19 protein-coding genes are annotated in these 20,793 nt (G+C 73.8%); 15 read left to right on the top strand and 4 right to left on the bottom strand.

Going from position 1 to position 20,793, the window contains the following annotated elements; all coding sequences use genetic code 11:
• The first annotated feature begins 321 nt into the window (after window positions 1-321).
• The 9 genes from PV343_RS10380 to PV343_RS10420 all read left to right on the top strand — a co-directional run bounded on the left by PV343_RS10380 (window position 322) and on the right by PV343_RS10420 (window position 9,787).
• Complete coding sequence (locus PV343_RS10380; RefSeq protein ID WP_319146545.1) at window positions 322-945, top strand: hypothetical protein; 624 nt, start codon at window positions 322-324, stop codon at window positions 943-945.
• Entirely contained in the window at window positions 942-2,219 is a 1,278-nt protein-coding gene (locus tag PV343_RS10385) for an NADH-ubiquinone oxidoreductase-F iron-sulfur binding region domain-containing protein (RefSeq protein WP_319146546.1), read from the top strand. The genes PV343_RS10380 and PV343_RS10385 overlap by 4 nt, the downstream gene beginning before the upstream one ends.
• Before the next feature lie 240 nt (window positions 2,220-2,459).
• Window positions 2,460-2,651 (top strand): ferredoxin, encoded by a 192-nt coding sequence (locus tag PV343_RS10390; protein ID WP_319146547.1) that lies wholly within the window; start codon window positions 2,460-2,462, stop codon window positions 2,649-2,651.
• Between the two features lies 1 nt (window position 2,652).
• Window positions 2,653-4,707, top strand: a complete 2,055-nt coding sequence (locus PV343_RS10395) for an acetate--CoA ligase family protein (protein WP_319146548.1) — start codon at window positions 2,653-2,655, stop codon at window positions 4,705-4,707.
• Window positions 4,708-4,738: 31 nt separating this feature from the next.
• A complete protein-coding gene (locus tag PV343_RS10400) occupies window positions 4,739-5,911 on the top strand; it encodes an acyl-CoA dehydrogenase family protein (protein WP_319146549.1) in 1,173 nt (390 codons plus the stop codon).
• Between the two features lie 41 nt (window positions 5,912-5,952).
• On the top strand, window positions 5,953-7,125 hold the full coding sequence (locus PV343_RS10405; protein WP_319146550.1) for an acyl-CoA dehydrogenase family protein: 1,173 nt from the start codon (window positions 5,953-5,955) through the stop codon (window positions 7,123-7,125).
• A 32-nt stretch (window positions 7,126-7,157) separates the two neighbouring features.
• Complete coding sequence (locus tag PV343_RS10410) at window positions 7,158-8,060, top strand: 3-hydroxybutyryl-CoA dehydrogenase (protein WP_319146551.1); 903 nt, start codon at window positions 7,158-7,160, stop codon at window positions 8,058-8,060.
• A 47-nt stretch (window positions 8,061-8,107) separates the two neighbouring features.
• The gene (locus tag PV343_RS10415) at window positions 8,108-8,719 is read left to right on the top strand and encodes a TetR/AcrR family transcriptional regulator (protein WP_319146552.1); all 612 of its coding nucleotides are present in this window, start codon (window positions 8,108-8,110) and stop codon (window positions 8,717-8,719) included.
• Between the two features lie 111 nt (window positions 8,720-8,830).
• Window positions 8,831-9,787: a hypothetical protein gene (locus PV343_RS10420; RefSeq protein ID WP_319146553.1), complete on the top strand. Its 957-nt coding sequence runs from the start codon at window positions 8,831-8,833 to the stop codon at window positions 9,785-9,787.
• 88 nt (window positions 9,788-9,875) lie between these two features.
• Here PV343_RS10420 and PV343_RS10425 read toward each other — a convergent pair whose 3' ends face one another.
• Window positions 9,876-10,628, bottom strand: coding sequence for a CDP-alcohol phosphatidyltransferase family protein (locus PV343_RS10425; protein WP_319146554.1), 753 nt, complete (start codon window positions 10,626-10,628; stop codon window positions 9,876-9,878).
• Window positions 10,629-10,927: 299 nt separating this feature from the next.
• On the opposite strand from PV343_RS10425, the gene PV343_RS10430 reads away from it, so the two are divergent.
• The 4 genes from PV343_RS10430 to PV343_RS10445 are packed head-to-tail and all read left to right on the top strand — an operon-like array spanning window position 10,928 to window position 13,964.
• A complete protein-coding gene (locus PV343_RS10430; protein ID WP_319146555.1) occupies window positions 10,928-11,860 on the top strand; it encodes an NAD-dependent epimerase/dehydratase family protein in 933 nt (310 codons plus the stop codon).
• Complete coding sequence (locus PV343_RS10435; protein ID WP_319146556.1) at window positions 11,857-12,840, top strand: RNA polymerase sigma-70 factor; 984 nt, start codon at window positions 11,857-11,859, stop codon at window positions 12,838-12,840. Before PV343_RS10430 ends, PV343_RS10435 begins: the two co-directional genes overlap by 4 nt.
• Before the next feature lie 21 nt (window positions 12,841-12,861).
• A complete protein-coding gene (locus PV343_RS10440; protein ID WP_319146557.1) occupies window positions 12,862-13,212 on the top strand; it encodes a metalloregulator ArsR/SmtB family transcription factor in 351 nt (116 codons plus the stop codon).
• Window positions 13,209-13,964 (top strand): DUF2071 domain-containing protein, encoded by a 756-nt coding sequence (locus PV343_RS10445; protein ID WP_319146558.1) that lies wholly within the window; start codon window positions 13,209-13,211, stop codon window positions 13,962-13,964. The genes PV343_RS10440 and PV343_RS10445 overlap by 4 nt, the downstream gene beginning before the upstream one ends.
• Here the strand turns inward: PV343_RS10445 and PV343_RS10450 are convergent.
• Window positions 13,931-14,743: an SGNH/GDSL hydrolase family protein gene (locus PV343_RS10450; RefSeq protein WP_319146559.1), complete on the bottom strand. Its 813-nt coding sequence runs from the start codon at window positions 14,741-14,743 to the stop codon at window positions 13,931-13,933. The two genes, PV343_RS10445 and PV343_RS10450, sit on opposite strands and share 34 nt — an antisense overlap.
• A 330-nt stretch (window positions 14,744-15,073) precedes the next feature.
• Between PV343_RS10450 and PV343_RS10455 the strand changes: the two genes are divergently transcribed.
• Together PV343_RS10455 and PV343_RS10460 are read left to right on the top strand one after the other, a co-directional pair.
• Window positions 15,074-16,249 carry a S1 family peptidase gene (locus PV343_RS10455; protein ID WP_319146560.1) on the top strand — a complete coding sequence of 392 codons (1,176 nt, stop codon included), beginning with the start codon at window positions 15,074-15,076 and terminating at the stop codon, window positions 16,247-16,249.
• Between the two features lie 387 nt (window positions 16,250-16,636).
• Window positions 16,637-17,851: a S8 family peptidase gene (locus PV343_RS10460; RefSeq protein ID WP_319146561.1), complete on the top strand. Its 1,215-nt coding sequence runs from the start codon at window positions 16,637-16,639 to the stop codon at window positions 17,849-17,851.
• Between the two features lie 474 nt (window positions 17,852-18,325).
• Here the strand turns inward: PV343_RS10460 and PV343_RS10465 are convergent, their stop codons facing one another.
• On the bottom strand, window positions 18,326-19,828 hold the full coding sequence (locus PV343_RS10465) for an oxygenase MpaB family protein (protein WP_415923475.1): 1,503 nt from the start codon (window positions 19,826-19,828) through the stop codon (window positions 18,326-18,328).
• Window positions 19,829-19,830: 2 nt separating this feature from the next.
• Window positions 19,831-20,526 (bottom strand): polyprenyl diphosphate synthase, encoded by a 696-nt coding sequence (uppS, locus tag PV343_RS10470; protein ID WP_415923476.1) that lies wholly within the window; start codon window positions 20,524-20,526, stop codon window positions 19,831-19,833.
• Window positions 20,527-20,793 lie beyond the last annotated feature (267 nt).

Consider the following 20,793-nt stretch of genomic DNA (forward strand, 5'->3'; position numbering starts at 1 on the left):
TCGGCAGGTGGCCGGCCAGGCACGCTGACAGCGGCCCGGCACCGGCCGCGAGCCCGCGGACGCCGCTCGGCCCTCGTCCGGCCCCGTCCGCGCCACGACCCGCCGTCCGGCACCGGACGCCACGGTCCCCGGGACACGCACGGCCCCGACCGCGCGCCCCGCACCCACCCACCTGACGCCCCGGCCCCGCGCCGGGCACCGAGACCCCGGCTCCTCCCCCCCCGCGCGCCTCTTGTCGCGGCGCCGGAGCCACCCGTCCCCGCCCTCGCCGCGCCACCCCGTCCCCGGAGCATCCGGGACGGGGCCACCCCGGAGGCACGCATGAGCGCTCGCCGAAGTCTCGTCTGGCTCGGCCTCACACCGGAGCCCGAACAGGAGCTGCCCGCAGCGGTGGCCGCCCTGCGCGCACCGGCGGCCGGCCGCCCCTCCCCGGCCCTGGTCGCCGCCGAGCGCCGGCGCGTCGAGCGGCTGGTGCTGCGCGGCACGCAGCGCGGCTGGCTGCGCTACCTGGGCGAGGTCACCGAGCTGGTCGTCGCGGCCGCCGGTGCCGAGCCCCCCGACCCGCGCCCGGCCCTGGTGGCCGGCGAGGTCGTCCTCGACCACCACCACATGCTGATCGGCCTGCCCGGGGCGGCCTACGCCCGCACCGCCGGCCAGCGGCGGGACCTCGAACACGCACTGGCCCGCCTGCGCGGCCACCGGGGCACCGCCCCGCTTGGCCGTCCCGATCCGCCCGGTGGTCTCGATCCGTCCGGTCGTCTCGATCCGTCGGGCTGTCCCGACGCGTCTGGCCTTCCCGCGCCGTCCGGCCGTCCTGCGCCGTCTGGCCTTCCTGCGCCGTCGGGCCGTCCCGCGCCGTCCGGCCGTCCCGTGCCGTCCGGCACTCCCAATCCGCTCGGCCCTCCCGACCCGTCCGGCCCCTCCCAGCCCAGGAGCACCGCATGACCGGCGTCTTCTCCCTCCTCCCCGAAGGACGGCCCGGCCTTCTCCTCCCGTACACCGAACCCGCGCCCGCCATCGGTACCTCCGGCACGGGCTCGGGCGAGGACCTCGCCCGGTATCTCGCCCGGGGCGGTTACGCGCCGCTGCCCGCCCCCGGGCGCCTGCTCGACCGTGTCGCCGGAGCCGGGTTGCGCGGCCGGGGTGGGGCCGGCTTCCCCGCCGCCGTCAAGCTCCGAGCCGTCCGCGACGCGCCGGGCCGCTCCGTCGTCGTCGCCAACGGCGAGGAGGGCGAACCGGGTTCGGTGAAGGACCGCTGGCTGCTGCGCCACCGGCCGCACCTGGTCCTCGACGGCCTCCGGCTGGCCGCGGCCATGACCGGCGCCGCGCGCGGCTGGGTGTACCTCTCCGACAGCCACGCCGAACAGGCCGTCCGCCGGGCGCTCGCCGAACGTCCCGCCGAGCCGGCCGTCGAGGTCGTGTGCACGGAGCACACCTACGTCGCGGGGGAGGAGTCGGCGGTCGTCCGGCGCGTCGACGGCGGCCCGGCGCTGCCCACGGCGAAACCGCCACGCCCGTTCGAAAGCGGTGTCGGCGGTGCGCCCACCCTGGTCGCCAACGTGGAGACCCTGGCCCGGATCGCCCTGATCCACTCCCGGCCCGACGCGGCGGCCGCCGTCGCCGCCGGTCATCTGGTGACCCTCTCCGGGCGGGGCGGCGCCGACGGGGCGACGGCGCTGGTCGAGGTGTCCGCCGGCACCCGCCTGAAGGTCCTCGCCGACCTGGCGGGGCACGGCGCGGCCGAGGCCGTCCTGCTGGGCGGGATGTTCGGCGGCCTCCACGGCGACGGCTGGCCGGACCTGCCGCTCGACCACGACGGGCTGCACGCGGCCGGCACCGCCCTCGGCTGTGGTGCCCTGCACTTCCTGCACCCCGGGGACTGCCCGGTCGCCGTGGCCACGGAGGCCGCCGCCTACCTCAAGGCGCAGAGCGCCCGGCAGTGCGGTGTCTGCGTCTCCGGCACCGGAGCCCTGGCCACCACCCTCGCGGCCGCCGCACGCGGCGCGACCGACGACGATCCGACCGGCAAACTGCGGCGCTGGTCGCGGCAGTTGCCGGGCCGAGGAGCCTGCGGGCTGCTCGACGCCGCGGCCCGGGTCGTCGCCACCCTGCTCGACCGGTTCCCCGACCGCGTCGACGCCCACCGCGACGGCGCCTGTCCGGCGTGCGCGCACCCGGCGCCCGAGGACGGCCGCCGGTTCCGGGTGCCGGTGCCCTGACCGCGCCGCTCCGGCCCGGTCCGCATCCGCTCAACCCTCCGAGGCCCACGTGTCCCGGCCCGCCGGGACGCCCGCCCCGGCTCGCCCCGCTCGAAGCTCGCCCCACCCGCGCCTTCGGATGCCCACCCACTCCCGCTCCTACCGAGACGCCCGCCCCACCGTGCGCCACCCGATGCCCGCCCACCGCGCCGGGCGTACCCACATAGCCGGCCGTACCCGCCGCACCGAAAGGACAGCCCCATGAAACTCCTGCTCGACTCCACCCGCTGCCAGGGCTACGGCCTGTGCCAGGAACCCGCGCCCGAGCTGATCGACCTCGACGAGTGGGGCTACGCGAGCACCCGCACCGCCGAGGTCCCGCCAGCTGACGAGGAAGCCGCCGCTGCCGCCGTCGCCACCTGCCCCAACTCCGCCCTGCGGCTGGTGAAGTGACATGGGACGCGACCTGTCGGCCCTCTTCGACCCGGTCTCCGTCGCCGTCGTCGGTGCCAGCGACGACCCGGCCAAGTACGGCCACGCCATCGCCGCCCAGGCCGTCCGCGCCGACGGCCGCCGCCCCGTCCACCTGGTCAACCGCCGCGGCGGCACCGTGCTCGGCCGCACCGCCGCCCCCAGCCTGAGCGCGCTCGGCGAGCCCGTCGACCTGGCCGTGATCTCGGTGCCCGCCGCCGGTTTCGAGGACGCCGTAGACGAGGCCCTGCGGTGCGGGGCACGGGCGATCGTCGCCATCACCGCCGGCTTCGCCGAGACAGGAGCCGCCGGCCGCGCCCGCCAGCAGGCCGTGGCCGAACGGGTACGGGCGGCGGGCGCGGTGATGGTCGGCCCCAACTGCCTGGGCATCGCCGACAACACCACCGAACTCTTCCTCGCCTCCGACACCTTCACCCCCGGCGGCGTCGCACTGCTCAGCCAGAGCGGCAACCTCGCCCTCGAACTCCAGCTCCGCTTCGGTGCGCACGGACTCGGCTTCTCGCGCTTCGTGTCGCTCGGCAACCAGGCCGACGTCACCCTCGTCGACCTGCTCGCGGACTGCGCCCGGCACGAGGGGACCCAGGCCGTCGCCGTCTACGCGGAGGACTTCGCCGACGGACGGGCCTTCGCCGAGGCCGCCGCCGACGCCGGCAAGCCCGTGGTGCTGCTCACCGCCGGGCGCGGCGACGCCTCCGCCCGCAGCGCCCAGTCCCACACCGGTGCGCTGACCACCTCCGCCGACGTGGTCACCGCCGCCTGCCGCGACGCCGGCGTGGAACTGGTCGCCACCCCGCGCGAACTCACGGTCGCCCTGGCCGCGTTGCACGGCGGACGCCGGGCGGCCGGCCGCCGGGTCGCCGTGCTCACCGACGGCGGCGGCCACGGCGTCATCGCCGCGGACGCCGTGGAGACGTCCGGCCTGACCGTGCCCGAACTCCACGAACCCACCCGGGACCGGCTGCGGGCGGCCCTGTGGGAGCAGTCGGCCGTCGCCAACCCGGTGGACCTCGCCGGGATGGGCGAGCAGGACCCCGGATCCTACGCGGCGACCGTCGCCGCGCTGCTCGCCGCCGAGGAGGTCGACGCCGTCCTGATGACCGGCTACTTCGGCGGCTACGCGGCCGCCGAAGGCGGACTCGGGGGAGGCGGCACGGTCCTGGCGGACGGCGAGCAGGAGGCCGCGCGCCTGATCGCCGCCCGCCACTGCGCCACCGCCAAGCCCCTCGTGGTCCAGTCGATGTACCCGGCGTCGCCGAGCTGCCGCACCCTCGCGGCGGCCGGCGTACCGGTCTTCGCCGCCACCGAGGACGCCGCCCGGGCCCTCGCCGCCACCGCGCCCCGCCCACCGCACACCGCCGTCGTCCCCCTACCGCGCCCCGCGCCGCCCCTGCGGGAGAGCGGCTACCTGGAGACCCGCAGGGCCCTCGAGGCAGCCGGACTTCCCTTCCCCGCCGCCCGGGAGATCCACGACGAGTCCGAACTGCTCGCCGCGACCGCGGAGTTCACCGGGCCCTACGTGCTCAAGGCGCTGCACCTGCTGCACAAGTCCGACGCGGGCGGTGTGGCCCTGCGTCTGGCCGGACCCGACGAACTGCTCGCCGCCTTCCGCGAGATGCACGCCCGCCTCGGTGCCCCCGCCTACTCCGTGGAGGCCATGGCCGACCTGACCGACGGCGTCGAACTGATCGTCGGCGTCAACCGGGACCCGCGTTTCGGCCCGGTCGCCATGGTGGGCCTCGGCGGTGTCCTGGCCGAGACGCTGCGCGACGTCGCCTTCACCCTGGCCCCCGCGCCCGTCGACCGCGCCGAGCGCCTGCTGCGCGGACTGCGCGCCGCGGCCCTGCTCGACGGCGTCCGGGGCCGCCCGCCCGTCGACGTCGCCGCGGCGGCGGCGGCCGTCGAGACCATCACCGCGTTCGCCGCCGCGCACCCCGAGATCGCCGAGCTGGAGGTCAACCCCCTGCTCGTGCGCCCCGACGGGGTCCTCGCCCTGGACTCCCGAGCCGTACTCGCCTGACCCGACCGTGTGACCGACCGAAGAGGCCCCCATGGACATGCGCTACACCCCCGAGCAGGCCGACCTCAAACGCCGCGCCGCCGACTACGCCCGACTGCTGATGCGCTACGAGGACCAGTCCGAGCAGGCCGGCGGCCCTCTGCCCCAGCAGCTCGTCACCGAACTGACCCGGGCCGCGATGGACGCCGGCGTCTACGCCATCAACATGCCCGCCGAGTGGGGCGGCGCCGGCCTCGGTCTCCTCGACCAGGTCATCGTGGAGGAGGAGTTCGGGAAGGTCACCAACTGCCTGTGGGACATCCCCTGGCGGCCCGCCAACGTCCTCGCCTACGGCGACGAGCGGCAGCGCGAGAAGTACCTGCTGCCCGTCATCCGGGCCGAGAGGTTCGACGCGTTCGCGGTCACCGAGCCGGGTGCCGGCTCCGACCCCTCCTCCGGCACCTCCACCGCCACCCGCGCCGACGGCGGCTGGCTGCTCAACGGGGAGAAGTGGTTCGTCACCTGTGGTGACATCGCCGACTTCCTGCTGGTGCAGGCGGACGCCGGCCCGGACCGGCTGCCCACCCTCTTCTTCGTCGACAAGGCGGCGCCCGGCGTCGAGATGACCCGCGTCCCGCACTTCATGCACTCCGCGGTCAACGGGCACCCCGAGTTCACCTTCACCGACGTCTTCGTGGCCGACGAGGACGTGCTCGGCGGTGTCGGCAACGGCTACGAGCTGACCAAGGAGTGGTTCACCGACGAGCGGCTGATGATCGCGGCCCGCACCGTGGGCGCCGCCGAGCGCGCCCTGCGACTGGCCCGGGACTGGGCGGTGGAGCGCGAGCAGTTCGGCGCGCCGATCGCCTCGTACCAGCTGATCCAGGGGATGCTCGCGGACTGCGCGGTGGACATCGCCGTCAACCGTGCCTACACCCACCAGGTCGCCTGGGAGGCCGACCAGCCGGGCACCGACCGCAAGACCCTGCACGCCAAGGCCTCCACCGCCAAGCTCGCCGCCAGCGAGGCCGCCGGCCGCGTCGCCGACCGGTGCCTGCAGATCTTCGGCGGCCGCGGCTACGACCGCACCTACCCCGTCGAGCGCATGTACCGCGAGCTGCGCGTCGACCGGATCTGGGAGGGCACCTCCGAGATCCAGCGGCTGATCATCGCCAACGAGCTGATCAAGCGCGGCACCCGCGCCCTGGCCCTGCCCACGCACTGACCCCGCCCCGCCCCACACGCCCCAGCACTGCGAGGACACCCATGGACTTCCGTCTCACCCCGCGCCAGGCACAGCTCAAGGCCGACGCGCGCGCCCTCACCGACTTCATCGCCGCCTACGAGGAGCGGTGCGAGGAGGACAACGGCCTGCCCGCCGACGCCCACGCCAAGATCCGCGACGCGGTGCTCGACGCCGGGCTCCAGGCCGTCAACATGCCGGCCGAATGGGGCGGCGCCGGCCTCACCATCGCCGAACAGGTCACCGTGCAGGAGGAGCTGGGCCGGCTCACCGGCGCCCTGTGGGACATGGTGTGGCGGCCCGCCAACGCGCTCAGGTTCTGCACCCCCGAGCAGCGCGAACGCTTCCTCGTCCCGGTGATCAAGGGGGAGCGGCGCGACTGCTACGCCGTCACCGAGCGCGGCGCCGGCTCGGACCCGCAGAACATCTCCACCACGGCGACGAAGAACGACCGGGGCTGGGTGCTGAACGGCGAGAAGTGGTTCGTGACCGTCGGCGACCACGCCGACTTCATGATCGTGCTCGCCGCCGCGGGCCCCGAGCGCGCGCCGACGCTGTTCCTCGTCGACAAGGACACCCCCGGCATCGAGATGACGCGCGTCCCGCGCTTCATGCACACCTTCGTCTACGAGCACCCCGAGTTCACCTTCACCGACGTGCAGGTCGGCCCGGACGCCGTCCTCGGCGGCATCGGCGAGGGCTACGACATCACCCGCTCCTGGTTCACCGAGGAGCGCCTGATGATCGCGGCCCGCACCACCGGCGCCGCCGAGCGGGCTCTGGAACTGGCCCGGGACTGGGCGGTGGAGCGGGAGCAGTTCGGCGCGCCGATCGCCTCGTACCAGCTGATCCAGGGGATGCTCGCGGACTGCGCGGTGGACATCGCCGTCAACCGTGCCTACACCCACCAGGTCGCCTGGGAGGTCGACCGGGCGTCCGCGGAGGACCGCAAGACGCTGCACGCCAAGGCCGCCATCGCCAAGCTCGCGGCCAGCGAGGCCTCGGGCCGGGTGATCGACCGGTGCCTGCAGATCCACGGCGGCCGCGGCTACGACCGTGCCTACGCCGTCGAGCGGCTCTACCGCGAGCTGCGCGTCGACCGGATCTGGGAGGGCACCTCCGAGATCCAGCGGCTGATCATCGCCAACGAACTCGTCAAGCGCGGTACGGGCGTGCTGGACCTGCCCACCGCCTGACACCCCTGCCCACAGATCGAAGGGAAGCTCGGATGACCGGCATCGAACGCGTCGGAGTCGTCGGCTGCGGACTGATGGGCGCGGGCATCGCCGAGGTCTGTGCGCGGGCCGGCCTGCCGGTGACCGTGGTGGAGCGCGACGCGCAGGCGGCCCGCGAGGGCCGCCTGCGCGTCACCCGGTCGCTCGACCGGGCCACCGCACACGGCAGGCTCACCGCCGACCAGCGCGAGGCCGCCTGCGCCCTGGTCACGGTGACCGACCGGATGGAGGCACTGCACGACCGCGACCTGGTGATCGAGGCCGTGGCCGAGGACGAGCGCCTCAAACGCGACGTCTTCACCCGCCTCGACTCCGTGGTCACCGGAGCCGACACCATCCTCGCCACCAACACCTCCGCCATCCCCGTCATCCGGCTCGCCGCCGCGACCACCCGCCCCGACCGTGTCGTAGGCGTGCACTTCTTCAACCCGGTACCGGTCCTGCGGCTGGTCGAACTCGTCCCGTCCCTGCTCACCTCGCCGGGTACCGCGGACCGGGCCGAGACCTTCGTGACGGGCAGACTCGGCAAGGAGGTCGTCCGCGCCCGGGACAAGGCCGGATTCGTCGTCAACGCGCTGCTCGTGCCGTACCTGCTGGCCGCCGTCCGCATGGTGGAGTCGGGCAGCGCGAGCGTCGAGGACGTGGACCGCGGTATGGTCCTCGGCTGCGCCCACCCCCTCGGCCCGCTGGCCCTCGCCGACCTCATCGGCCTGGACACCACCCGCGCCATCGCCGAATCGCTGTACGCCGAGTTCCGCGAGCCGCAGTACTCGCCGCCGCCGTTGCTGTCCCGGATGGTCGAGGCCGGCCTGCTCGGGCGGAAGTCCGGGCGGGGCTTCCACACCTACGACGCGGTCCCGCGACCCGAGGCGGCCGCACCGGCGGGCCCGAGGTGAGTAAAAATGGTCACGGCCTACGAGCACCGGACGAGGGGAGCGGCAGGGTGTCGACCAAAGTGCGCACGGCGGACACGCGTGAGCGCATCCTGACGGCGGCGTGCGAGGTCATCGCGGAGATCGGCTTCGAGAAGATCCGTATGCGCATGGTCGCCGAGCGGGCCGGCGTGTCCACGGCCCTGCTGCACTACCACTTCGACACGCGCGAGAAGCTGTTCACCGAGGCGATGACCCACTCCTTCGCCAACACCGCCCTCGACGCCGAACGCGACGCGGAGACGGCACCGGCGGCGGTCGTGCTGGCCCGGATCCTGCGCAGCCTGCTGCCCACCGATCCCGAACTGCGTCAGGACTGGCGGCTGTGGCAGGAGCTGTGGGCCAGGTCCCTGCGCGACGAGACCACCCGGGCCTTCGCCGTGGACCTGTACGCGCAGCTGCACGCCTGGGTGGCCGGCGCGGTCCGACGCGGCATCGCCTCCGGCGAGTTCGCACCGGTCGACGTGGACGGCCTCAGCACCCTGGTGCTGTCCCTCAGTGACGGCTACGGCATCCGCCTCATGCTGCGCGACCCGGCCGTCACCCTCGACACGGCGCTCACCGCCATCTGGCGCCAGGTGTCCGCCGCGCTGGGCCTGCCGGACGCGCTGCCCGAGGGGTGAGTGGACCGCCCATATCGCGGTACGGACGAGTAACCCGCAGGTGAGACGTGTAATCCATAACGATCTCGGTGGAAGCCTTGTGCGAATCCTGAGCCCCTCTAGCCTCCCGGCATGGCATTTCTTTCAAGTCGCCGCAGACGGGCGCGTCTCGCCCCGGAACTCGACGACCAGGACCTGGGCAAGCTGCTGAAGAGTCTCCTGGCGACCACGAGGACCGGAACGATCGCGACGACGGACCTGTGCGTGGCGCAGATCTCCCGGATCCTGGACCAGGACCCGGGGGACTGGGACCGGCGGACGCACCGCATCGGTGTACTCGCCGACTTCCTCGCCGACTCGCATCTGCCCCGCTCCTGGGCGGCGCGCGAGCCGCGCAACCCGAGCGCGCTCGTGCTGCACGCCTGGACCCAGGTGGTGAGCGCCCGCTCGCGAGGACACCTGGAGGACCGGACCGACGTCATCGAAAGCTGTTTCCGGGCCGCGGAACTCGCCCCCGAGGACCCCACGCCCTGGATCGCCCTGCTCGGCGTGGCCCGGCTGGAACGCTGGCAGCAGCCCCAGGTGTTCGGGGTGTGGAACGAGGTGCTCGGACGCGACCGCTGGAACCGCGAGGCCTACCTGAGCATGCTCACCTATCTCACCCCGGAGGAGTCCGGCTCGCGCATGCAGGTCCTGGAGTTCGTGGACGGCCTCAGCGCCCGGATGCCGGCCAACGCCCCCTGCGCGGCTACGGAGTTGACCGCCCAGGTCTTCCAGTACCAGACCGTCCTCGGCCGGGGCGGCTTCGAGGCGCTGGTCGCGCGCAACCACTGGTCCCAGGCGATGGCGGCCCAGGCCCTCGACCGGGTGGCCCACACCTGGGCGCAGCCGGGCTTCCTGCGCCACGCCAGGGCGCTCGCCGACCTCAACCTCCTCGCCTACGCGCTGATGGCCGCCGACCGGCGCCGCGAGGCCCACCCGGTCTTCGAGGCCCTCGGCGGCGTCGTCACCGCCTGGCCGTGGCACACCGGCGTGGACGCGCTGACCGAGTTCGACCAGGCACACCGGCGGGCCTCCGCGGGCATGTGAACGGGACCGCGGAGGGTGCCCGCACCGGTGGCGCGGGCGCCCCAGCCCCACCGGTGGCGCGGGCACCCCGGGCCCGCCGTCGGCTTCCTCAGGCGCTCCGGCCCCACGCGAGGGCACGCGACCGCAGCGCCGGGGGCCCTCCGGCGAGCTCTCGGTACCACTTGACGAGGAAGGCGGGCAGCAGCGCCGCGTGGGCGGCCAGCAGGGTGGCGTACAGCGTGAAGAAGACCTGCCGGTGGCCCAGGAACGCGAACGTCAGGCACAGCAGGCCGTAGTCCAGGGGGAGCAGTGCCATGCCGCGGACGGCGGAGAGGGGGCGGGGCCCGGGCTCCGGCCCGGCCTGCCGTCTGCGCAGCTGCTCCGTCAGGATCCCGCCGAAGAACAGCAGCACGGCCGAGAACTGGAAGACCAGCGGGGCGAGCAGCAGGGCCGGATGCGGCAGGCCGAAGAAGCGGTAGAAGGAGATCAGGACGGCCGCGTGGACGCCCAGCAGCTTCCCGCAGTCCACCACGTGGTCCGTCCACTCGCCGGTCGGGCTCGCGGTGCGGTGCAGCCGGGCGAGCTGCCCGTCCGCGGAGTCGAGGGCGAAGCCGAGCACCAGGGCGAGGGCGACCCAGGGCCCGAGCGCCGGCACGGGCCGGCAGCAGGCGATCGCGACGAGGGCCGTGGAGGTGACGGCGGCGCTGGCGGCGGTCACCTGGTTGGGCGTCAGCCCGGCGCGGTGCGCGGCCGCCGCGAGCAGCCGGCCGACGGGCCGGTTGACGAACCGGGTGTAGAGGGACACCCCTCTACCGGGTTTCTGCGCCTCGGAGAGATGCCTCAGCGCACTGGAGAAGTCCATTCTTCAACCTCGCACAGGAGCCAGTGGGTCGATCGCCGCCCGAGATGTCTCAGAGGCGCCCGCGCGCGGCAGTGTCCGGTGCGGCTGAGGGTGTTGCCGGGGAACTCATGGCCCCAAAGTAGGTTTCGGGGCGCCGTCCACCCGATGGGACGAGCGGACTGGTCACAAGATCCATCCGTTCGGCCGCGAGCGGCGCCCCGCCGCCCGGTCACCCCGCCCGCCGCACCGAAGTCACAAACGGCGGGGCTGTGCCGTCCCGTGTCCGGGAGACGATTTCCGGAACCTGGAGGACGACGATCATGCGGGTGTTCGTGGCGGGTGGCAGCGGGGTGCTGGGGCGGCGGCTGGTGCCGCGGCTGGTGGCGCGGGGGCACCAGGTGACGGCCACGACGACGAGCGCCGCCAAGCTGGGCCTGGTGCAGCGGCTGGGTGCGACGGGCGTCGTGATGGACGGGCTGGACGCGGAGTCGGTGGGTGAGGCCGTGGCCGCGGCCCGGCCGGACGCGGTCGTGCACCAGATGACCGCGATCTCCATGGCGCACGCCGGCAAGCCCGACATCAAGCATCCGGACCGCTGGTTCGCCCAGACCAACCGGCTGCGCGGAGAGGGCACGGACCACCTGCTGGCGGCGGCCGCGGCGACCGGCGTGCCGCACGTCGTCGCGCAGGGGTACGCGAGCTGGAACGGGATCCGCGAGGGCGGCCCGGTGAAGACCGAGGAGGACCCGCTGGACCTGCTGGAGGGCACGGCGGCGCAGGCCGGCCTGGAGACGCTGCGCTACGCAGAGGACGCCGTCCTCCGGGCCGGCGGCGCCGTCCTGCGCTACGGCGCGTTCTACGGCCCCGGCGCCATCGACGACCAGGTCGAGCTGGTCCGCAAGCGGCAGTACCCGCTCGTCGGCCGGGGGACCGGCTACAGCTCGTGGGTGCACCTCGACGACGCCGCGAGCGCCACCGTCCTGGCCGTGGAGCAGAAGGCCCGGGGCGTGTTCAACGTCGTCGACGACGAACCCGCCCCGGCGAGCGAGTGGCTGCCGTGGCTGGCCGCCTGCGCGGGAGCGAAACGGCCGCGGCGGGTCCCGGCGTGGCTGGCCCGGCTGCTCGCCGGTGACCAGGCGGTCGTGATGATGACCGAGGGGCGTGGCTTCTCCAACGCGAAGGCCAAGCGGGAACTCGGCTGGGAACTGCGCCACCCGTCGTGGCGCCAGGGCTTCGCGGAGGAGCTGGCATGACCGCGCCCGAGGAGAGCGGCACCACGCGCGCGACGGAGTTCGAGGAGCTGCGGCCGCTGCTGTTCTCGATCGCCTACCGGATCCTCGGCAGCGTGAGCGAGGCCGAGGACGCGGTCCAGGAGACCTGGCTCCGCTACGAGACCACCACCACGCGCCCCGTCTCGGTCAAGGCGTTCCTGTCCTCCGTGGTGACCCGCCTCTCGATCGACGTGCTGCGCTCCGCGCGGGTCCGCCGTGAGGAGTACGTGGGGCCCTGGTTCCCCGAGCCGCTGCTCGCCGACCCCTACGAGGACCCGGCCCGCTCCGCCGAGCTGGCCGATTCGGTGTCGATGGCGGCCCTGCTCCTGCTCGAACGGCTCACTCCGCTCGAACGGGCCGTCTTCGTGCTGCGGGAGGTGTTCGGCTTCGGCTTCGCCGAGATCGCGTCGGCGGTGGGACGCGGCGAGCCGGCGTGCCGCCAGCTCGCGGTGCGGGCCCGTCGGCACATGGACGCCGGCCGGCCGCGCTTCGCGGCCGACCGCAAGGAACGCGAGGAGCTCGCCGAACGGTTCTTCGACGCCTTCAGGGAGGGCGACGTCGACGGACTGCGGGAACTGCTCGCCGCCGACGTCCACCTGATCGGCGACAGCGGGGGCAAGGCACCGCGCTGGGGCAAGGGCGTGTTCGGCGCCGACAAGGTGGCCCGGGCGCTCTCCGTCCTCCTCTCGCCCTTCATGCGGGTGGGTGGCGTCGTGGAACCCCGCCAGGTGAACGGCCAGCCGGGCGCCGTCTTCCGCGACCGGGACGGCAAGGTCGTCAACACCTGGTCGCTGGAGATCCTCGACGGCCGGATCCAGGCGATCCGCACCGTCCTCAACCCTGACAAGCTCGGACACGTGGGCCCGGTGGCGGACGCCTGGGCGATCGTCGAGGAGGTGCGCCGGGCCCGCCGCCCCGGCGAACCCGAGCTGGATCCGGCCACTCCCTTGTTAGCTCCTTAGCCAACATGCTAAATACTGGGTGTGGCAGATGCGCAGGACGAGACAGGGGTCTTCCGGGCCCTCGCGGACCCGACGAGGCGTCAGATCCTCGAGCACCTCAGGGAGGGTGAACTCGCGGCCGGCGAGATCGCGGGCAGGTTCCCGATCAGCGCGCCCTCCGTCTCGCGGCACCTCGGGGTGCTCAAGGGAGCCGGCCTGGTCACCGAGCGCCGCGACGGCAACCGGATCCTCTACACCCTGGCCGAGGACCGCCTGGCGACCGGCGTCGGCCGGTTCCTCAGCGCCGTCTGCCCCGAGCAGATCGTGCTCCGCCACACCAGATGGCGCCCTGGGGCGCGCAACGGGAAGTCCGGAGAACCGGGGGAAGCATGAGACAGCCGCACCTGTCCAGCAGCATCGAACGACGGCTCCTGGTGAACTACCGCGTCGCCCCGGAGGCCGCGGCCCGGCTGCTGCCCGAGCCGCTGCGCCCGCAGGTGGTGCGGGGGTACGCGGTCGCGGGCATCTGCCTGCTGCGCCTCGGGGACGTACGGCCGGTGTGGGCCCCCAGGGCACTGGGGCTGCGCAGCGAGAACGCGGCCCACCGGATCGCCGTCGAGTGGGACGGCCCGGACGGCGTCGAGACCGGCGTGTACATCCCGCGCCGGGACACCGCCTCGCGCGTCAACGCCTGGGCCGGCGGCCGCGTGTTCCCCGGCGCACACGGCCGCGCCGACTTCGAGGTCCACGAGACGCCCCGCCGGATCCGCGTGGCGCTGGCGACCCGGGACGGCGACACGCGAGTGGACGTCACCGTCGACGTGGCCGACGCACTGCGTGACAGCCTGCTCTTCGCCGACCTCGCCGAGGCGTCCCGCTTCTTCCGGCGCGGCACAAAAGGTCTCTCGCCCACCCGTTCGGGTCACCTGGAGGGCATGGAACTGCGCACCGATGCCTGGCATGTGGAGGCCGGACGGGTCCGGGCCGCCGCGTCCTCCTTCTTCGACGCCCCGGACCGCTTCCCGCCCGGGACCGCGACCCTGGACTGCGCGCTGGTCATGCGGAACGTACCGGTCGGCTGGCGGCCGCTGCCGAGTCCGCCGGGCGTGTCTCACGCCGCCGCGCCGGCGAACAGCGGCAGGTAGCCGAGCGCCTGGCCGGGCGCCGTGGGGTGGTACGACTCGGTGAGGTCCGTCCAGGTGACGCTGCGCAGCCACGGGCCGGCGGAGCAGATCTCGTGCCCGGCGAAGGTGGTCCGGGGGTCGGCGTAGACGAAGCCGTGGTCGAGGGCGTGCCTGGCGATCACGTTGTCGAGGTGGTCCACCGCGGCGTTGAGCGCCGACCGCTCGACGTCCTGGAGGCCGCCCGCACAGGTGCCGTGGAGCCGGTAGAAGTGCGGGTAGCCCAGCACCACCACACGGGCGGCGGGCGCCTTGACCCGGACGGCCGTGTAGAGCCGGTCGAGGTCGCCCGCGAGCGTCCCGTCCACGTACGACAGTGCACCCGTGATCGCGGACAGGCAGGCGGTGCGGCCGGGGAGCACGCAGGTCGCCATGACCCGGCCGAAGCCCGCGTCACTGCCGCCCACCGTGATGCTGACCAGGCCGGTACGGGGGCCGAGCGGACCGAGCTGCCCGGCCAGCACGTCCTTGGCGCGGGCGCCGTTGCACGCGGTGAAGGCGAACGAGGACGGCCGGTGCGCCGCGGCCCACAGGGCGGGGAACGCCCGGCCGCTGCGCAGACAGCCGGCGTCGGAGCCGAGGTAGTCGCCTGCGCCGACGCCGGCCGAGTAGGAGTCACCCAGGGCCACATAGCCGGTGGCCCTGGTGCGGGGTGCCGGTTCCGCGGTCGCCGGGCCCGCGAGGGCGCAGGCGGCGGCGAGGAGCAGGGAGGCCGCGAAGGACGCGGTCCGGGAGTGTCGCATACCTCTCGTGTACCGTCGCCCGGCGCGCTCCGCCCGGCGCGCCCGCGACTTCGGCCCGCCCGCCTTGACAGACGTTCCGCGCGGTGCGGCCGGGCGGACGGACCCGCGCCGACCAGGGGCGCGGGCCCGGTCCGGCCCCGCCCCGGCCCGCCGTCCCCCCGTCCGGCTTCACCCGATGGGCCGTCACCCGTCCGGCGGAGCCGCGTACGGAACTACTGCATTGGCATGGACCTGACGCTGATAGGTGGCTAGGCTCTGCCTCGCCACATGAGAGCGCTCTCAGAAATCGGCTGTTCCACCCCACCACTGGAACGACGAAGGGCAACTCCCATGCACCGCAGAAGACTTGTGCACCCCTTCCTGGCCGCGTGCCTCATCGTCGGTGGCCTGAGCGCGGCGGGCGGCTTCCCCGCCTCGGCCGTCGGCTCCGCCGGCCGGACCGTGCCCTCGGCCACCTCGGCCGCACCCGCGGGCGACGGGATCCTGACCGCCATGCGACGGGACCTCGGCCTCACCCGCGAGCAGGCCGAGGCCCGGCTGCGGGCCGAACGGACCGCCTCGGCGCTCGGCCCCAGGGCACGCCGCGCGGCCGGCAACGCCTACGCGGGCTCCTGGTTCGACCCCGCGCGCGGACGCCTGACGGTCGCGCTCACCCCGCGGGCCACACCGGCCGCCCGCCGGACGATCGAGGCGGCCGGCGCCGACGTCCGTACGGTCGCGCACAGCGCCCGGCTGCTGGACGGCGTCAAAGCCCGCATCGACCGGATGTCCGCCCCGGCCGGGGTGAGCGGCTGGCACGTCGACCCCAAGGCGAACAAGGTCGTCGTTGACATCGCCCGCTCCGCGCGCTCCGACAACGATGTCCGACGGTTCCTGTCCCGGGCCCGCGCGAAAGGGCCGGTCACCGTCCACACCCTCCGCTCCGCCCCGCGCACGCTGGCCGCCGGCACGGTCGGCGGAGACCCCTACTACACAGGCAACGTCCGCTGCTCCATAGGCTTCTCCGTGTACGGCGGCTTCGTCACCGCCGGGCACTGCGCTCAGCCCGGAGCCGGGGTCAGCGGCTGGGACGGCTCCTACATCGGCACCTTCCAGGGCTCCTCGTTCCCGGACAACGACTACGCCTGGGTGAGCGTCGGCAGCGGCTGGTGGACGGTCCCGGTCGTGCTCGGCTGGGGCACGGTGCCCGACCAGCTCGTGCGCGGCTCGGCCGTGGCGCCCGTCGGCTCCTCGGTCTGCCGGTCCGGATCGACCTCGCACTGGCACTGCGGCACGGCCCTGGCACTGAACGAGACCGTCAACTACAGCCAGGGCGCGGTGCACCAGCTGACCAAGACGAGCGCCTGCGCCGAACCGGGCGACTCCGGCGGCTCCTTCATCACCGGGGACCAGGCGCAGGGCGTCACCTCCGGCGGCTGGGGCAACTGCGGCAGCGGCGGCGAGACCTGGTTCCAGCCCGTCAACGAGATCCTCAACCGCTACGGCCTGACCCTGCACACGTACTGACCGCCCCGCGGTCACCCGAGGGCCCTCCGCCTCGCGCGCAGGGCCCTCGGGCCGTTGCGGGCGCCCGCCCGGACCACCGTCGCGCCATCCGTCACACGCCGTCCGGGAATCCCCGGGTCCGGATGCGTGCCCGTCCTGTGCAGAAAGAGTCACGAAGGCTCCTCCGGTGTTGCTTCGGGCTTTCAATCAAGGCCGCGACCTGGGGTTCGAGCGGCGGGTTCCCTCACGGTTGAGGGGATCCGGTGGAGGTGTGGGCTGGAGCGGCCGGCCGGCTCCCCGTCCGGGGTTGATCTGCCCGCGACAACTCGGCACGCTCCCCTGACGCACCGGCGTCCGCCGTCGGGGCATCCCCCCACCCACCCCCCACAACCCCTGAGGAGACCCCTCTTGACGTCGCATCACAAGCGCAGCGGCAAGGCGAAGCTCGCGACCGCGACAGCCTCGGCCGCCGCCGTCGTGGGCCTCGCCGTGGTCGTCTCGCCCGTCGCCCACGCGGAACGCCCCGCCGAGGGAACCGTCTACGGCCTGAACGCGCACGGCGCGGTGGCCGGCAGCTACATCGTCCTGCTCGACCACGACACGTCCCGGACGCGCGAGTCGGAGCTGGCGGCCCAGTACGGCGGCAAGCTCGCCCGCACCTACGGCTCGGCCGTCGACGGCTTCTCCGCGACGAGCCTGACCGCGACCGAGGCCAAGCGGCTGGCCGCGGACCCGGCGGTCGCCACGGTGGTGCAGAACAAGAAGTTCCACATCGACACCACCCAGGACAGCCCGCCCTCCTGGGGCCTCGACCGCGTCGACCAGACCGAGAAGACCGGCGACCACAAGTACACCTACCCGGACAAGGCCGGCGAGGGAGTGACGGCGTACGTCATCGACACCGGCGTACGCATCAGCCACAAGGACTTCGGCGGCCGCGCGAGCTACGGCTTCGACGCGGTCGACAACGACGACACCGCCGACGACGGCAACGGCCACGGCACCCACGTCGCCGGCACCATCGCCGGAACGGCGCACGGGGTCGCCAAAAAGGCCAAGGTCGTCGCCGTGAGAGTCCTCGACGACAAGGGCTCCGGCACCACCGAGCAGGTCGTCGCCGGCATCGACTGGGTGACCAAGAACCACAAGGGCCCCTCCGTCGCGAACATGAGCCTCGGCGGCGGCACCGACCCCGCCCTCGACGCGGCGGTCGGCAAGGCCATCGCCTCCGGCGTCACCTTCGCGGTCGCCGCCGGCAACGAGTCGGCCGACGCCAAGAACAGCTCACCCGCCCGGGTGCCCGAGGCCATCACCGTCGCCTCCAGCACCGACGGCGACGCCCAGTCCGACTTCTCCAACTTCGGCTCTCTGGTCGACCTGTACGCGCCGGGTTCGGACATCACCTCGGACTGGAACGACAGCGACGAGGCGACCAAGACGATATCCGGCACCTCCATGGCCACCCCGCACGTCACCGGTGCCGCCGCCGTCTACCTCGCCGCGCACCCGGACGCCGCACCGGCCCAGGTCTCCTCGGCGCTCACCGGCGCCGCGACCGCCGACAAGCTCACCGGTGTCGGCGCCGGCACGCCCAACAAACTGCTGAAGGTCACCGACCAGTAGCGGTCCCACCGTCCCCCCACGGGAAACACGGCGACCCGGCGGTACCCGCGCCACCTCCCCGTGGCGCGGGCCCCCGCCGGGCCGCCGTCCGCCGCCGCACTCCGTCCTGCGCGCGGTGGACGGTGACACCGCCGAGCAGGCCCCCAGGCGTCGATCCGGACCGTCGGACCGCCCGGCTCGCTCGGGCCGTGGTCGTTCACGCCACCCAGACGCAGCCCGTGGACCTCCACCCGGACGTCGTGCCGGACCCGCAGCTTGACGCCGCCGATCAGGCTCGGCTTGGTGATGCGCAGCTCCGCGCCGTCGGGAATGTCGATGTCGGTCAGGTCGACATCGGCACCGCCGGTGAGGGGCGCTGTCACGGTCCGCTGGTAGAGCGGAGCCGAGCAGGTTCCGGCGTTTGCCGGTGGCGGCGGCCGCGTCCCGCGGTCGACAGTCGACAGTCGACGGCGGACCGCCGACGGCCGCCCTGCCTCAGGCGTCGGCGAACAGCGGGTCGTAGGGCGTGGACCGCCGTCGGCCCGCCATGAAGGTCAGGAAGTCCTGCACGAAGGCGCCGCGTGTGTACGCGGCGGTGTCGGCGGTGGTGTCGCGGTGGAAGCCGGTGCGGAACAGGGCGCGGTACTCGGCCGCGTCGATGCGCTGGTCGCCGTCCCTGTCGGTGACGTCGAAGAGGACTTCGGCGGCTCTGATCAGCGCGGGACCGGCCAGGGTCGGTGCGGCCGCCGCGTACTCCCGGGCGCTGACACGGCCGTCGCCGTCGGTGTCGAGGGCCGTCTGCAGCTCGCGCCACCAGGCGGCGAAGGCGTCGTAGAGCCGGGTCTCCTCGGGCTCGTCCAGGTCGAGGCGGCTGGACAGCTCCCGGGCCATCGCGGCGAGGTCCGGCCAGGTGAGGTATCCGTCGCCCGTCTGGTCGAGCACCTCGCGGAAGAACTCCTCCGTGCCGCGCTGTCCGGCCGACGGCGGCGCCGCCGGCTCCGGTTCGGGCGCCGGCGGAGTGATGAGTCGGAGCAGGGCCCCGGCGCGCTGCATCTGTTCGCGCAGGGCCTCGACCGTCCTGGCCCGCGGGTCGTCGCTGCCGGGGGAGAGGGCCAGCAGATCGGCGATGTTCTGGGCCCTGATCCAGCCGTCGGGCAGGAATCGTGCCAGGCCGACGGCCAGGTAGGCGCCCTGCATCAAAGTCTGCGCGCCGGGCAGTTCCGGCAGTTGGGCACGGCGGCGGAACGGCTCGGGCAGGGAGGCCACCGTGATCGCCCCGATGGCCGGGCCCGCGACAGCCCGCCCCGCCGCCCACAGCGTGGGCAGGCCTTGCAGCAGCGGGGGAGCGGGGAGGTGGTCGAAGAGCTTGTACAGGATGACGCGCATCGCCTCGGTGTTCTCCAGTTCCTCCTCGACCATGCGGTCGTAGTAGGACCAGAACTCGCTCAGCGTGGGCGGCAGATGACCGGCCTCGTCCCCCAGGGCGGCGAGATAGGCCCGGAACTCGCCGTACAGCCTCTCCACCGCGTCGGGCGGCATGGGCCGGCCGCTCAGCCGGAACATGGTGACGGCGCTCTCGAACAGCGTCGCGACCACCCAGGCCCGCACACCCGGGTCCATCGCGTCGTACGGCCGGTTCCGCGCGTCGCGTCCGTTCAACCGTGCGTGCAGGCGGTTGAGCCGCGCCGCCTCCCGTGCGCGCACGTGGTCGTCGGCGCCGAACATGCGCTGCAGGCTCACGAGCGTGTTGCGCAACCGTCGCCAAGGGTGGGCGACGAAGGTGGAGTTGTCGATCAGCGCCCCGCCGATCTGCGGGTGCGCCGCCTCCAGCACGGTGGCCCGCACCATGGCGAGCGCCCACCGCGGGTCGTTGAACAACTGGTCGAACTGCGAGCCCGGGCCGAACGACGGGTGCTGCTCCGCGCCGCTTCCCGTCTCCGAGAGGCGTTCGTCGCGGGCGTCGTGGCCGCTGGGACGGCGGCCGTCTGGGTTGCTCAAGGTCACGAATCTCCGTTCTGCTTCGGGAGCACGCCGCCGAAGCGGCGCTGGCGTTGCCGGTAGGTGTGGAGGCACTCCAGGAAGTGCGGGGCGCGGAAGTCGGGCCACAGCACGCGCGGGAAGACCCACTCGGCGTAGGCGACCTGCCAGAGCATGAAGTTGGAGATGCGCTGTTCGCCCGAGGTGCGGATGACCAGGTCGACGTCCGGCGTGTCGGGGAAGGGCAGATGGGCGGCGAAGCTCTGCTCGGTCACGGCGTCGGCCGGCACTCCGCTGCGGATCAGCGACCGCGCCGCGGCGACGATGTCACCGCGGCCGCCGTGGTCGAACGCGACGGTCAGCGTCATGCCCCGGTTCCTGCCGGTCAGGGTCGACAGATCGGTGAAGTCCCGGCTCAGGGCCGGGGGGATCCGCGGGTCCGACACACCGAGGAAGCGGCAGCGGATGCCCCGCGCGTGCAGCAGCGGGGCGTGCTTGCGCACCACACGGCGCACCAGCCGCATCAGATAGTCGACTTCTCCGTCGGGCCTGCGCCAGTTCTCCGTCGAGAACGCGTACAGGCTCAGCCACTCCACGCCGGCCGACCGTGCCGCTTCGATCACGTCGATGACCGTGCTCTCCGCGGCACGGTGGCCCTCGGTGCGCGGCAGCGACCGGGCCGCCGCCCACCGGCCGTTCCCGTCCATCACGCACGCCACGTGCCGGGGCGTCGGACGCTCCCCGGGGCCTGTGTTCCGCCCGGGCACGGAACCCGTACCCGGGGTGGCCCGACCGTCGACGGCCGACGCCCACGTCATGCCCTCACCCCCCTGCGAGACGACTCCCCACCCGCAGCGTGCCAGTCCGTCGCCGCGCACGCCGGGCGGGCGGCGCGGTTTCACCTTTGGTACGGGCGTCCGAGCCGGGGCGCCGCCGTCATTGACATGTACATGGCTCAGGACTACGTTGCGGCAGTACTCCAGCCT

It is taken from the genome of Streptomyces sp. WI03-4A (genome assembly GCF_033792105.1).
GTDB classification, from domain to species: Bacteria; Actinomycetota; Actinomycetes; order Streptomycetales; family Streptomycetaceae; genus Streptomyces; species Streptomyces collinus_A.

Bases quoted from the DNA above. Each gene is read 5' to 3' on its own strand.
- PV343_RS10435 (WP_319146556.1), top strand. From the start codon at position 11,857: ATGACCGCGCCCGAGGAGAGCGGCACCACGCGCGCGACGGAGTTCGAG.
- PV343_RS10430 (WP_319146555.1), top strand. From the start codon at position 10,928: ATGCGGGTGTTCGTGGCGGGTGGCAGCGGGGTGCTGGGGCGGCGGCTG.
- PV343_RS10450 (WP_319146559.1), bottom strand. From the start codon at position 14,743: ATGCGACACTCCCGGACCGCGTCCTTCGCGGCCTCCCTGCTCCTCGCC.
- PV343_RS10395 (WP_319146548.1), top strand. From the start codon at position 2,653: ATGGGACGCGACCTGTCGGCCCTCTTCGACCCGGTCTCCGTCGCCGTC.
- PV343_RS10385 (WP_319146546.1), top strand. From the start codon at position 942: ATGACCGGCGTCTTCTCCCTCCTCCCCGAAGGACGGCCCGGCCTTCTC.
- PV343_RS10405 (WP_319146550.1), top strand. From the start codon at position 5,953: ATGGACTTCCGTCTCACCCCGCGCCAGGCACAGCTCAAGGCCGACGCG.
- PV343_RS10400 (WP_319146549.1), top strand. From the start codon at position 4,739: ATGGACATGCGCTACACCCCCGAGCAGGCCGACCTCAAACGCCGCGCC.
- PV343_RS10445 (WP_319146558.1), top strand. From the start codon at position 13,209: ATGAGACAGCCGCACCTGTCCAGCAGCATCGAACGACGGCTCCTGGTG.
- PV343_RS10455 (WP_319146560.1), top strand. From the start codon at position 15,074: ATGCACCGCAGAAGACTTGTGCACCCCTTCCTGGCCGCGTGCCTCATC.
- PV343_RS10425 (WP_319146554.1), bottom strand. From the start codon at position 10,628: ATGGACTTCTCCAGTGCGCTGAGGCATCTCTCCGAGGCGCAGAAACCC.
- PV343_RS10420 (WP_319146553.1), top strand. From the start codon at position 8,831: ATGGCATTTCTTTCAAGTCGCCGCAGACGGGCGCGTCTCGCCCCGGAA.
- PV343_RS10390 (WP_319146547.1), top strand. From the start codon at position 2,460: ATGAAACTCCTGCTCGACTCCACCCGCTGCCAGGGCTACGGCCTGTGC.
- PV343_RS10380 (WP_319146545.1), top strand. From the start codon at position 322: ATGAGCGCTCGCCGAAGTCTCGTCTGGCTCGGCCTCACACCGGAGCCC.
- PV343_RS10410 (WP_319146551.1), top strand. From the start codon at position 7,158: ATGACCGGCATCGAACGCGTCGGAGTCGTCGGCTGCGGACTGATGGGC.